This is a genomic window from Leptothoe sp. EHU-05/26/07-4, from assembly GCF_043421015.1.
Lineage (GTDB): Bacteria > Cyanobacteriota > Cyanobacteriia > Phormidesmidales > Phormidesmidaceae > Leptothoe > Leptothoe turfae.
Genome location: NZ_JAXSQV010000003.1, coordinates 960619 through 973757, shown reverse-complemented (window position 1 = coordinate 973757; position 13139 = coordinate 960619). Strand labels below are relative to the sequence as shown.

9 protein-coding genes are annotated in these 13139 nt (G+C 49.0%); 4 read left to right on the top strand and 5 right to left on the bottom strand.

From position 1 onward, the window contains the following. The first annotated feature begins 88 nt into the window (after positions 1-88). Positions 89-1882: a response regulator gene (locus tag U2F10_RS11955; protein WP_163668651.1), complete on the top strand. Its 1794-nt coding sequence runs from the start codon at positions 89-91 to the stop codon at positions 1880-1882. A gap of 30 nt (positions 1883-1912) precedes the next feature. Here the strand turns inward: U2F10_RS11955 and U2F10_RS11950 are convergent, their stop codons facing one another. Then, positions 1913-2302, bottom strand: coding sequence for a hypothetical protein (locus U2F10_RS11950; protein ID WP_006514648.1), 390 nt, complete (start codon positions 2300-2302; stop codon positions 1913-1915). Positions 2303-2520: 218 nt separating this feature from the next. Here U2F10_RS11950 and U2F10_RS11945 point away from each other — a divergent pair, with 218 nt between their 5' ends. Together U2F10_RS11945 and U2F10_RS11940 are read left to right on the top strand one after the other, a co-directional pair. After that, positions 2521-4434: a PAS domain-containing sensor histidine kinase gene (locus U2F10_RS11945; RefSeq protein WP_499872212.1), complete on the top strand. Its 1914-nt coding sequence runs from the start codon at positions 2521-2523 to the stop codon at positions 4432-4434. 11 nt (positions 4435-4445) lie between these two features. Then, entirely contained in the window at positions 4446-4826 is a 381-nt protein-coding gene (locus U2F10_RS11940) for a response regulator (protein ID WP_163668647.1), read from the top strand. Positions 4827-4869: 43 nt separating this feature from the next. Here U2F10_RS11940 and U2F10_RS11935 read toward each other — a convergent pair whose 3' ends face one another. From U2F10_RS11935 to U2F10_RS11920, 4 genes are all read right to left on the bottom strand, one after another. Further along, on the bottom strand, positions 4870-5238 hold the full coding sequence (locus U2F10_RS11935) for a response regulator (RefSeq protein WP_163668645.1): 369 nt from the start codon (positions 5236-5238) through the stop codon (positions 4870-4872). A 135-nt stretch (positions 5239-5373) separates the two neighbouring features. Then, positions 5374-9048 carry a response regulator gene (locus U2F10_RS11930; RefSeq protein WP_499872211.1) on the bottom strand — a complete coding sequence of 1225 codons (3675 nt, stop codon included), beginning with the start codon at positions 9046-9048 and terminating at the stop codon, positions 5374-5376. Between the two features lie 21 nt (positions 9049-9069). Continuing rightward, positions 9070-11487, bottom strand: coding sequence for a response regulator (locus U2F10_RS11925; protein WP_499872209.1), 2418 nt, complete (start codon positions 11485-11487; stop codon positions 9070-9072). 303 nt (positions 11488-11790) lie between these two features. Then, a complete protein-coding gene (locus U2F10_RS11920; RefSeq protein ID WP_163668639.1) occupies positions 11791-12027 on the bottom strand; it encodes a hypothetical protein in 237 nt (78 codons plus the stop codon). 374 nt (positions 12028-12401) lie between these two features. Between U2F10_RS11920 and U2F10_RS11915 the strand changes: the two genes are divergently transcribed. Then, on the top strand, positions 12402-13061 hold the full coding sequence (locus U2F10_RS11915; protein WP_499872207.1) for a GerMN domain-containing protein: 660 nt from the start codon (positions 12402-12404) through the stop codon (positions 13059-13061). The last annotated feature ends 78 nt before the right edge of the window (positions 13062-13139 follow it).

The window sequence follows — 13139 nt, the reverse complement described above, 5'->3', positions numbered from 1 at the left end:
TTTTATAAAAGCTCGTTCATATACAAGCCGTTTCCGACTTATATAGATAGGTAACGTTTCCCATAGATAGGTTTCCTATCTTGTATCGATGCGCATATTGCTGGTAGACGATGATGAAGCGCTGATGGATGCATTGGCTAATCACCTGATTCATCATCGCTATGCCGTGGATATTACAATCGATGGTCAAAGTGCTCGAGAATATCTCGACATGTTTAACTATGACTTGGTGGTACTCGATCTTGATCTGCCCGATGGCAGTGGTATTGAGTTTTGCCAGATCTTTCGGAAAATGGGGTATGAGCAACCGATTTTGATGTTATCGGCAACGGATACCCCAGCTCAAAAAGTAAAAGCCCTAGATGCAGGGGCTGATGATTATGTGGTCAAGCCCTTTGATTTAGATGAACTGGATGCCCGCATTCGAGCGTTACTGCGACGTGAACAAGTAGGATTGCCGACTGTATTGCGGTTAGGAGGGATTAATCTAGACCCGAGTACCTGTGAAACCACCTACAACGGAACGCTGGTGCATCTTACCCCTAAAGAGTTTGCACTGTTGGAATTGTTTTTACGGCGGCCTAATCGGGTCTACAGTCTAGATGCCATCATTGATGATCTTTGGGCCTTTGAGAATCCCCCCAGTGAAGATGCTGTCCGGACCCATATTAAAGGGTTACGGCAAAAACTGAGTGCGGTGGGCGCACCTAAAAATTTAATCAAAACGGTCTATGGTTTGGGCTATCGACTCAATGTCAGTGAGTCGACGGAGCCACCCACACCAAAATCCACCACTACTGCTGCTGTGGAGCAGGCCTGGCAAAAGTATCAGGGGGTGATGCAGGAGCGGGTAGCGGTGCTGGAGAAGGCTGCGATCGCAATCGAGCAAGGTACCCTGGGCAGCGAGCTATACCAAACCAGCCAAATGACGGCCCATAAGCTCGTGGGGGCACTAGGTAGTTTTGGCTTTCCCATGGGGTCCACCCTCGCACAACGGTTAGAAAAACTCTTACAAATCACTCCATCCACTAATATTCCGTCGATGCAGTTTAATCAGCTGGTGCAGCAGTTGCGCCACGAAATTGATGAAACCTCGATGGAAGATGCCACTGAAACCTTAGCGGCTGGGGCTCCCCTGCTGTTGCTAATTAGTCCTGACAGTACTTTGGTGGAGCAATTGAGTCTAGAGGCAACACAGCAATCCTTACGGGTCCGTCAAGCTAATAGTCTGATCCACGCCCATCGTTTGCTCCAAGCCCTTAAACCTCAGCTGGTTATTTTTGATATCCTGGCATCCCTGCAAGGGGAAGAGCTGCCAAATCAACTGCTCAACGATATTGCAACCTTTACCGATCAATTTACCGGCCCCTTTTTGCTGCTCCTGCCACCCCTGCCCGCCCAGTCACGGCTCCAACTCGTACAACAGGGGGCCAGTCAGCTACTGGATCGCACCCATCCACCCGCCCAGCTGATGACAGAAGCTCTGCAAATCATGCGGACTAAAACCACCCCCGCCAAAATCATCATTGTTGATGACGATCCGCAAATCTTAAAACTGCTACAGGTTAGCCTGACACCCTGGAATTTTGATATTACCCCCCTCACCAATGCCAAACAGCTGTGGGAAGTTCTAGAAAAAATCCAGCCAGATGCCTTAGTGCTGGATGTCACCATGCCAGAAATGAACGGCTTTGAAATCTGTCAGTTACTGCGGGCAGATCCCCGTTGGCGCAACCTACCCATCGTGTTTCTCACCGTTCATGAAGCAGAAACCACCCGTGGTCGAGCATTTCGCTTTGGCGGGGATGATTTTATTAACAAATCAGTTGCTACTTCTGAGCTGGCCATCCGTATTCTCAATCAAATCAATCACCATACATAGGTGTGTCTGAATAGCTGAATACGTTGGGGGCTATACCAAACTGGGCGGATAGTATCCTAACCCCTCAACAAAGCGGGCACAGAATTCATGCAGCTCTGTCGGGTCAGGCACCCCATGGGAAACCACAACCACCTGATACTCACTCATCACTTCAGTGGGCGTTTTACCCTTGTCCAAAGCACGGAGGGTATCCCGCAACTGCATAGATGGCTTATGGGGCATGCCATTTTCCATCAGGAAAGCGATTAAGTTTTTCTCTGCATCAGCGCCCAAGGCATTCCTTAACTTAAGACGCAGCACCCACCGATCAACTAGATAGATAACCGTCACAGATTCTAAGGACAGACCAATCATCTGCGATAACCGATCCATCACCCTTAGAATTAAACTTACGTTTGCGAAGCTGTAGAGATATTGCATTGCCATTGCCTCCTAACGTCTACACCCTACGGGAAAATTCTGAAGAAAATGTGAGGATTGGCAATTCATATAGGTTTTTGTTGGCTAGCAAACCCTTGATTCTAAGGATGGTCTGTAACAGCGTGTAAAGAACTAGGCCCAGGTATCAGTGTTCCCGAAAAGGATCGCTAGGATAGACTCGGGATCACCCTTTCGCATTGAGGTGGCGGACGTTGTCTATGGTCAGCTCTGAGCATCATCAAGCTAAGCCACCCTTGTTTGGGCAAAACCTGGAATTATTCTTTGCCATCACACCAAGTCTGCTGTGCATTACTGATTTTGATGGCTATTTCAAGCACGTTAATCCTCAATTTTCTAAGGTTCTAGGGTATTCCTCGCTCGCTTCTATCACCCAGCCTTTGATCGAGTTTGTGCATCCCGATGATCGTGAGGCTACTCAACATGCTTTGGATGGGCTAGTCCATCACCACCAGGCGATTACCTTTGACCATCGCTATCGCTGTGCCAATGGTGGCTATCGCTATTTGGTATGGAATGCGATCGCACAGGGCAATCTAATCTACGCTGCCGCCAATGATATTACTGAGCAAAAGCAAACCGAACAGACCCTATTCCAAGAGCGCGATTTTTCAAAATCCATCCTGGCGACGATCAATAGTATCAATGAACATCCTCGTTCCCGTATTACCCAGCACTATAGTCAACAAACCCTAGAAAACATTTTTGACCTGGCTGGAGAAGCGATTATCTGCGTTGATCAGCGCCAGACTATTCGTCTATTTAACCAGGCGGCTGAACGTATTTTTGGATACATGGCGGCTGAAGCCATCAACCAACCCCTTGATTTATTGCTACCGGCGGCATTTAAGGTCATTCATCGGCAGCATATAGATAAATTTGGCAAGTCCTCTGTGCCCTCACTGCGGATGGGTGAGCGTCGGGGTAACGTGAGTGGCCGCCGTAAAAATGGCGAAATTTTTCCGGCAGAGGCGTCTATTTCTAAAAGTAGGACCAAGGACGGGCTGGTATGGTACACCGTTATGCTGCAGGACATTACTGAACGGCTACAGGCGGAAGCGGCCATTCGTCGTAGTGAAGAGCAACTGCGCAAAACAACCAATGCCCTGCCAGTATTGATTGCCTACATTGATGCGGAGGAGTGCTATCGCTTTAATAATCGTGCCTACGAAGATTGGTTGGGGGTACCTTATGAAAGCTTAGAGGGGCAATCCTTAGCCACAGCCTTGGGGCCTGAGATTTATGGTACTATTCAGCCCTATTTACGACAGGCGCTCGACGGCCAAAGTGTCACCTTTGAGGTGGAGTTTCCCGGAAGTGATAGCCCTTACCGTTGGGTGAGTGTCAGCTATCAACCGGATATTCATGATGGCAGAGTGAGGGGGTGTTTTGCCATGACCCAAGACATTAGCGATCATAAAGCAGCTGACCAGCTGAAAAATGAGTTTGTTTCGGTGGTTAGCCACGAGTTACGCACGCCCCTTACGTCCATCCATGGGGCGCTGAAGCTTTTAACGACAGGGCAGTTGGGGCAGCTACAGCCCCAGGGCCAGGAACTGCTTGAAATTGCTCTAAGTAATACGGAGCGGCTGACGCGGTTGATCAATGATGTTCTCGATTTAGAGCGCATTGAGTCGGGTCGCATCAAGATGATTAAGGTACAGTGTCAGGTGGCGGAGGTGTTACAAAAGGCGGCACAGGCGATGATGCCCATGGCTCAGACTCACGGGGTGACGGTACAGGTGTTGCCTATCGATACCTATATCTATGCTGACCCTGACCACATTGAACAGACGCTAACAAATTTACTGAGTAATGCGATTAAGTATTCACCTCGGGGGGAAATTGTTGTTCTCAAGGCTGTAGACCATCCGCAACAGGTAGTTTTCAAGGTGGTTGACCATGGTCGAGGGATTCCTGAAAATAAGCTGGAGACAATTTTTGAGCGGTTTCAACAGGTGGATGCATCGGATACTCGCAAGCATGGTGGTACGGGTCTGGGGTTAGCAATCTGTCGTGAGATTGTGCAACATCACAAGGGTCGCATTTGGGTGACCAGCGTCCATGGTGAGGGGAGTACATTCTGTTTTTCTTTGCCTAAGACGTTCACCTAAGAGAATCCATCATGACTTGTCGTACGGTTTTGTTGATTGATGATGAGACTGATATTCAGACCGTTGCCAAAATTGGTCTGACGTTGAATACGGATTGGTCTGTGACGACGGCGAATTCGGGTGAGGCGGGGTTGGATGTGGCGATCGCCACTCTCCCTGATGTGATTTTGTTGGATGTGGCGATGCCGGGTATGGATGGTCTGGCGACGCTGGCGGCATTGCAGAAGAATCCAATAACGGCAAAGATTCCGATTATTTTTTTAACGGCGAAGGCCCAGGCGTCAGATCGACGACGACTCTACGAAGCGGGCGCGTCTGGGGTGATTACGAAGCCGTTTGATCCGACCACCTTGGCGAGTCAGATTGCCGGTTTTTTGGCATGGACGATATAGGGTTAACCCACCCCGTTACCCTTCTCGTACCCCCCTATATTCCCTACCAATCCAAAATTTCAGCAATTTGATCCGCCAACAACATTACCTTAAATGGCTTCGTAATAATGGCCGTTACCCCCAGGCTCAAAAACCGCTGCTGATCAGCCGCTTGAGTTTTGGCCGTCATCAACAGCACAGGAATATCCTGAATTTGCGACTCAGCCCGCATGCGCTTAAACACTTCAATGCCATCCATATCTGGCATCATGACATCGAGTAAAACAACATCAGGGGGATCTGCCTGCATCTGGGCTAATCCCTCAGGTCCTGTGCTAGCAGTTGATACACGCCACCCCCCAATGGTTTCAAGGGCAACCTGAGCGACATCACGAATATCGTCTTCGTCATCAATAATTAGAATGTGTTTCATAAAAACTGATACTTAAAATGGTTATCCCATTGATGATTTTAGCGTTGCTGACTCAGGGGACGAGTCGATCCGACATAGTTACACTCAGTCCAGACTTTTCATATGGCATCATACCGAGGATCAGCAACACCGATTTTACCCAATGGGATCAGTAACACGATGGATTAATTGCATCACTTGTTTTTCAAAGTCATCGGGGGAAACACGACCTTTGGTTAAAAATAAAGTTTGCCCCAGGCGCAGGCGCTGTCGCTCGGTATCATCCAAATCTTGAGCAGTGTAGATAACCAGGGGAACACGGCAGAGCTGGTTATGTTGTCGCAACCAGTCAACAACGGCAAACCCATTGCTTTCGGGTAGGGCCAAGTCGAGGACGAGTAGATCGGGGGTGACCTGCTGAATCAGATGAATCCCCGTTTGTCCTGTGGCAGCATGGTGTGAGGTAATGCCGTGACGTTCAAAAATAGCTGTGAGCACCTGGGCCAGATCCAGATCATCTTCGATGATCAATACCTGAATCTCTTTTCGGGATGATGCTAATGCCTGTTGTAGAGCCTGAAATAGGCCATCTTCATCCGGAGGCTTCACAATCCAATCGCTGATGTCAGAATGCAGCGAGCCCCCTTCTTCAGGACTGAGACCGCTGAGGATAATCACTGGGATATTTTGGGTTTGCGATCGCGCCTTCAACGCCGCCAATGTTTCCCAACCGGTCATTTCCGGCATCAGTAGGTTTAACAAAATCACATCAGGTTGTTGCTCTATGGCTTGGGTCAATGCCGCTTGCCCTGATTCAACAGCAATCACACGATAGCTATGCTGCTCCAGCATAGCTTCCACGACCATTCGTATGGATGGGTCATCATCACATACCAGGACCAGGGGATGATGTGAGTCATCATCCAGCACTGGTGTAGGCGGCGGCAACACCGGCAGACTGACAAAAAAGGTGCTGCCCTGCTCCAGAACACTTTCAACCCAGATGCGACCACCATGGTGCTGAACAATACTGCGACACACCGCCAAACCTAAACCAGTGCCTCCTCGTCTACGGGCATCAGATGCATCCACTTGCTGGAAGCGACCAAAAATTGTCGTGAGTTGATCGGGAGGAATACCCCGACCCTGATCCCTCACTTGAAACTGTACCCGTTGGGTTGATACCGGTAAGGCTGCACAGGGAGCTGCTTCTGGGGCATCTTCCAGATTGGCCGTAAGTTCTACGGTTGTGCCCTCGCCGGAAAACTTAATGGCGTTGCTGAGGAGATTGGTGAAGACCTGAATAATTCGATCGGGGTCAGCCCAAATCCGCACAGGCAGTGGAGTCACGACAAGCTGGATACCCGATTGTGTGGCTAGGGTGTGAATTTCATCCGTTGCCGTTTGCATGAGTTTGGCCCCATCACACACCTGCTTATTTAGGGTCATCTTGCCGGATTCGATGCGTTCAATATCCAGCATGTCGTTAATCAAACGCACCAATCGATCGGCATTGTTAGCCGCAATCTGTAGCATGCGCTGTCCTTTTTCAGGTTGAGTGCTTAAGACACCGCTGGCCAAAAGATCTAACGATCCTAAAATCGAGGTCAGAGGTGTGCGTAGCTCATGATTGACAACGGAAATAAATTCATCTTTGAGTTTTTCTACTTCATGGCGATCGCTAATGTCAATACAGGTGCCGATATACCCAGCAAAACTGTTGTCAGATCTAAACCTGGGTACCCCACGACTCAATAACCAGCGGTATTGGCCATCTTCCCTATGCAGACGATATTCCAGCTCAAAGGTGCTACGGGCATCAAAGGCTTTAATGTAGGTGTCAAGAAAGTGATCGCGATCCTCAGGATGAATGCCCTCAGTCCAACCGTTACCTAATTCTTGTTCTAGCTGACGACCGGTAAACGTCAGCCAGGTTTGGTTCAGAAACGTGCAACGGGTATCGGTGCCGGTCATCCACAACAGCACTGGCGCACTGTTGGCCATCATACGAAAACGGGCTTCACTCTCTCGCAAGGCTTCTTCAATTGCTCGCTGTTGTTGCTGAGCGAGATCGGTGGCCAAAAATCGGCCAATGCTCTGGGCCATCAACTCAATAATCTCTTGTTCATGGCGAGAGAACTCATGCTCATGAATCTGGGTAGATGAGAAGTTGAGGGTGCCATAGATCTCGCCATTCACCCAAATGGGAGTACCGAGGTAGCTCTCCAGATGAAGATTTTGATAAACCGGGTGCCCTTTCATCACCGCATGACCACCCACATGCTTATAGGTAACGGTTTGTTGCCCCTTAACAACCGCTGCACAGTAGGTGTTGCTCAGGGTAAAGGATTGATTGGCCACTAGAGAGTCTAAGTCTGACTGCACTGAGCGAATGGTATAGGTTTGACCCGTCACCTGGCTAATGATGCCGGTTTCTAATCCGAGAATTTGCCGACCGGTTTCTAGACAATCGGCAAATAATGCATCAAAGGTTTCATAGTGGGTTGTGTTGATGCGGTGTAGATGCTTGAGGTTGGCACTAAACTGTTTGAGGTTTTCTTCTGTGATTTTGCGGTCGGTAGTATCTCGGGCCACCGCGTAGAGTAGACCGGTTTTGGTAGCAGGGAAAGCGGCCCAGTGTAGCCAGCGGTAGCTACCGTCACGACACCGATAGCGATTTTCAAAACTCAGGGTGGCCTGGCCATTCGTCAGGCTTTCCATTTCAGTCAGGGTGGATGCCTGATCATCTGGATGAACAAAGTTGATAAATGGTTGAGAGAGAAAGACCTCTGTCGGATGACCTAGGGTTCTTTCAAAAGCGGGATTAATGTGTTTAAAGTAGCCGTCCGTGCCAGTGACACAAAGTAAATCCACCGATAGACTAAAGAATCTTTCTAAATCTTGTTCAGCTCTCTGGCGTTCAGTACTTTCAGTAACCAGTTGCTGGTAGCGTTGCTGAGATTTTTGGGTTAGCCAAACCACCCATGTAGCTAACCCGGACAGCAACAAACCACTGACTAAAATCACCGTGGGTAGGGGAGACTGTTCATGGGCCAATAGCGCTGATGTTGGCCAAATTTCTAGCTCCCAAATAGTGCCATGGATGTCAATTTCAGCATGCTGACTCCAGCGATTTCGTAGACTCGTGGTCGCCGATTGAGGTGTGTCAGTCGGGAGATGGCGATAAATCTCAGTGCCGTTTTGTTGGATTGCGATCGCATAATCATCAGTCACCTGATCGCTCAAAATGGTATCGACCAGATGCTGCACCCGAAACACCCCTAAAATAAACCCATCAAATGATTGATCAGAGGCGAGGAAGAGGGGTGAATAGACCAAAACCCCTTTCCCACCCTGCACCAAATCCACCATGGACGACACAGTCATAGTGCGAGTTGTGCGAGCCAATTCCAAGGTTGCTTTGCGTTCAGGATCGGTAACGAGGTTAAAATCTTGGGCGGCTTCATTACCCGCCATGGGAACAATCCAACGGACATATAAATTTGGATCAACCCACTCAATGGCCTGATAACCAGGGTAGTCATGCAGCAGACTCTCGGCATCAATCGTCCAATTTTCCTGTGAAAGTCCGTCTTGGGCCTCCCACCGACGTGACATGCGCACCAACGCCTGGATGCGGTTGTCAGTCTGAGAGCGAATTTCCCGACTAATACTGACTCTGGCAAAATCCACCTGTTGGTGAATGTGCGTTTGTTCGTGGATCTTGAGAGATTGCCAAAAAAACAAGACAATGGGAAGCGTACCCACTCCCACCACTGCGGGTAACCACGTCGCTTGCCAGAGAGCAGATCGTCGTAATAAGCGCCACATAGGGGGAATCTCCCTGACTTTTTAAACCGATAAACTATGGCCAGGCTGAGCTCGCTCTAAACGTTTCAGCGCCTTAATCACCAGACTGACATGATCACCCACGGGCCAATTATCTGATAATGCCTGGTCCTCTGACGGATAGATCGCTAAGCCAGCACTAAAGCTGATGGGTGATAGATAAGGTTGAGGCTTTTCAGTCGACTGATCTCTAGAAAATTCGCTGTTTCTCTGTTGAGGCAGTGGCACCTGATGAAGCTGTTTGCGCACGGTGCGTAACCGATGCATGGCCTCCTCAATGGTGAGACCATACATGGCCACGATAAATAAGCGTCCCGCCCAGCGCCCCACCACATCATCACCCACAAACGTTTGGTGGAGAAGATGGGCAAAATGTACGAGCACTTTGTCACCTAAGTCATAGCCATAATGGCGATTAATGGCATCTAGATGATCGAGGGATAGCATCGCAATGCACACCCTTTGATGGTGTTGTTGGCCTTGCGCTAAGGCCTGGGTCACGGTCTGAATCGCCTGATGACGATTGGCCAGGCGCGTTAACGTATCAATCTCTATCTGAGATTGTGTCATCCTTGCCCGTTCTAAACGATTCAGGATGCGAGTGACAAGTTCTGGCCCAACAATGGGTTTGGAAACATAATCGTCAGCCCCCATCTCAAATACCTGGTGCTTGGTGCCAACATCGGCATGGGCGGTGAGAAACAGAATGGGAATATGGCACCATCGTAAGTCGCTGCGGACCACCTGGCATAGGGCCAAACCATCCACATGGGGCATTTCAACATCGAGCACCAGCACATCCGGTTGGATTTCATTCAAGACATCCCAAAACAGCCGTGGGTCTACCAAGGTAAAGACTTTTAACCCCCAGGGTTTTAAAAGACCTCCCATGGCGTCTAGAATCTGGGGGTCATCATCGACGACCAAAACCTTAGCTATGTGGGCGTGGGAGCGCATCCAGAGATCAATGACGGTCTCCACAACGGCTGATGCAGGTGTTGTCGATGGAATAAATCCCCGTCCCCCTAATTGGGAAGCCTTGACCCGATCTAGCAGGCTACCGTGCTCGGTGCGCAGTAATACTGGCACAGGGGGAGTTGAGGCCTGTAGCTCAGCCAAGAAGGCCACCATATCAGGGCTGAGGGATACCGTTTCTGGATGATCATCGGTCGCTGACAAATCTAAAATAACCACATCTGGGTGATGGCTATTCAGCAGCGTCAGGGCCTCAATGGGATCGGCTTGCAACTGTAGTGTCCAATCAGTGGCCACATTCGCTAATGCGGCTGCACATTCGGCCTGGAAGTCTTCATGCGGGCTAACAATCAACAAGGATGCCGTATGGATGGTCAAGGCAGCGCCTTGGGGCGGTGCTGGTTTGGGATAAAACAGGGTGGGGGTGTCACTATGTACAGCACGTTGGACCGTATGCCGTAGTTGACCAATTAAGTCGGCCAGTTGCGTGCGCTCATGATCAGGGAGCGTTGGCCAGTTTTGGAAGGCCTGTTCAGCCTTGTGGGCTAGCTTTGAACCCAGATCAAAATTGAACATGCCTAAGGACCCCGCTAGCTTGTGGGCCTCTGTCTCGGCTTGCTGTCGCAGGTCTTCAGCTAGGGTATTGCTAACACCGGCAGAGGTGGCTTTTTCAATGACCGCAATGCGCTTGCTCAGGCGTTGTTTAGCTCGTTCCCAAATTGCCATGGTCGCCGCATTAGCCTGGCTTACCACTTCAGACGATAGTTCTGATGTTTCTGCATGGAGTCGATAGCCAATACCGTACACCGTTTCGATGGGGTCATGGGGTACACCAGCTGCTTTTAAATGCTGCCGTAGCCCCTTGATGTGGGCGGTGATTGTTTCTTCACCGGGGGATCCTTCAAAGGACCACAGGTGATCGAGAATGGCCCCACGACTAAACACGCGTTGGGGATTACGCAAAAAAAGTTCTAGTAGATCGTATTCCCGTGGCCTTAGATAAATGGGCTTACCCCGATGGGTGACTTCACGGGGGCTAGGGTCCAGGGATAGTTCTTCCCAGGTCAGTACCGGCAGCAACGTGCCCGACTCCCGTCGCTGTAGTGCTCGAATACGTGCCAGCAGCTCCGCCAGGTTGAAGGGCTTGGTCACGTAGTCGTCAGCCCCGGCATCCAGCCCCAGTACTTTGCTGCTGCTGTTGTCCTGGGCCGTCAGCAATAAAATGGATGTCTGAATGCCCTGGGCCCTCAATTTGCGGCAAAGGCTCATGCCATCCAGTTTTGGCAACATGACATCTAGCAAAATTAAGTCATAGACGTCAACGGAGGCCAATTCCCAGCCTGTTTGACCATCAGTCGCTACGTCGACAGCATAGTGCTCTGCTGTCAAAGCCCTAACCAATGCTTCTATTAAAATAGTGTCATCTTCAACCAGGAGAATCTTCACGCTTAACTCCCCTACTGCAACTACCACACCAAAAATTAGCGCTATCAGGCCACTATTAGGTCATGGGTCTATTGGCCCACGCTAACGCGAGTTCAAGATGACTTAGACAGGTGTTTGTAAATTGCAACACTCATGGGAGAGGAGTGAGCAAGAAGCGAGGGCGTTTGAGGGAGTGAAGTCGTTCTATGCACGGGTTTTTTAAAACTCTGTGGACCCTACTAATCATAAATAAAACCATTAAGTTTATTTTTTAAATAAAACTTAATTTTATAGGGCTCCCGGCCATATATCACGTTAAAAACTTTAGTTAGAACATTGGGGACTCAGGGATGACGCGGCAGGCGTTGATGGCTCATTGAGCAATCTGTTATCGGATTCAGACCATGCCGGGATACGGCGTATTATTGGCATAATCTCTTGTTTTGCCAAAATTTGACCATTTTCATCAATTTTAAAGTCCCGTTCGGGGATGTATCCGGCCAGGGTCAGTGTGAGTAGTAACTGATTGACTTCAGCCTTAGTGAGATGACGTATTGCCATGATGGAGGCGAACATTCCTTAACTTTGCTTAATCCTAGCCTAATAAGTAATTCTGAAAATGTGGTGAAACAACTGTTCAGAAGTCTGAATTAAGAGGCATCACTGTCTACATAAAATCCTCAAATTGTTGAGTTAGCTTGAAGACAATGGTTAAGCTCAATAAACACGCTTGATAAATTCTGGGGTGTTGCTGATTCTTAAGAAGATTTAAGCTCAAAAATCCTGATATAGGGCGATCTTGCCAGATCGATTCATTCTCTAAATCAGCAACGGCAATAAATCAGCAACGGCAATCCTGATTGGGTTTAGTCAATATCTGCCATAGAAATATCTGTCGTAGATGAATATCAGAACAGTTGTTTCTGGAGCAAGCTATGAGCGCACAAAAGACCTTACATCCCTTCAATTGGAAAACACTAGAAATGTATCTAGTGGCCATTATCTTGGGTAGTTTGGCAGGCTGGGGATACTGGTGGACGTCTCAACAAACTGACTATGTGTCAGGGGGGATAACGAGGGTAGAGAGTCTAGATTTGTCGGATGCGATCGCAAGGCTCAACTCGTCCTTACCAGCGGAGCTGGCTGCCTTAGTCATCGTGCAGCCCCAAACCTACTGGGTGAGCATTTCCAATCAGCAAGAGCAGCTATTACCTCAACCGCTATCAGTAGAAGCGCAAGCATCTCCAGCAGTGATGCTGACTGAAGCCATGGAAATGTTGCTGGCAGGCTCAGTGAAGATCGACGATGCCTTCACCGCTATTCCTAAAAACACCCAGTTACTCAGTTTGACCACCAATTCTAGGGGTATCTATGTGAATTTATCCCAGGAATTCACCTATGGTGGGGGCTCCAGTTCAATGATCTATCGAGTTGCCCAGGTCATTTATACCGTCACAAGCCTGGACCCCAATGCAAAAGTCTATTTATCAGTGGCAGGGCATCTAATTGATGACGCCCATCCACTGGGGGGTGAAGGTCTTGTATTAGAACAGCCTGTCACCCGTCAGTCTTTTGCTAAAGAGTTTTCTTTTTAAGTCATAACAAAACCTTAGAACAACCATGCTTTTGAGGGTTTCATGCGATCCAAGGAGATTTTATGATGAGGGCTGAAC

What these genes read in the sequence shown, in the direction of transcription:
- U2F10_RS11940 (WP_163668647.1), top strand. Translation starts at nt 4,446, where the DNA reads ATGACTTGTCGTACGGTTTTGTTGATTGATGATGAGACTGATATTCAG.
- U2F10_RS11950 (WP_006514648.1), bottom strand. Translation starts at nt 2,302, where the DNA reads ATGCAATATCTCTACAGCTTCGCAAACGTAAGTTTAATTCTAAGGGTG.
- U2F10_RS11920 (WP_163668639.1), bottom strand. Translation starts at nt 12,027, where the DNA reads ATGGCAATACGTCATCTCACTAAGGCTGAAGTCAATCAGTTACTACTC.
- U2F10_RS11935 (WP_163668645.1), bottom strand. Translation starts at nt 5,238, where the DNA reads ATGAAACACATTCTAATTATTGATGACGAAGACGATATTCGTGATGTC.
- U2F10_RS11930 (WP_499872211.1), bottom strand. Translation starts at nt 9,048, where the DNA reads ATGTGGCGCTTATTACGACGATCTGCTCTCTGGCAAGCGACGTGGTTA.
- U2F10_RS11915 (WP_499872207.1), top strand. Translation starts at nt 12,402, where the DNA reads ATGAGCGCACAAAAGACCTTACATCCCTTCAATTGGAAAACACTAGAA.
- U2F10_RS11955 (WP_163668651.1), top strand. Translation starts at nt 89, where the DNA reads ATGCGCATATTGCTGGTAGACGATGATGAAGCGCTGATGGATGCATTG.
- U2F10_RS11945 (WP_499872212.1), top strand. Translation starts at nt 2,521, where the DNA reads ATGGTCAGCTCTGAGCATCATCAAGCTAAGCCACCCTTGTTTGGGCAA.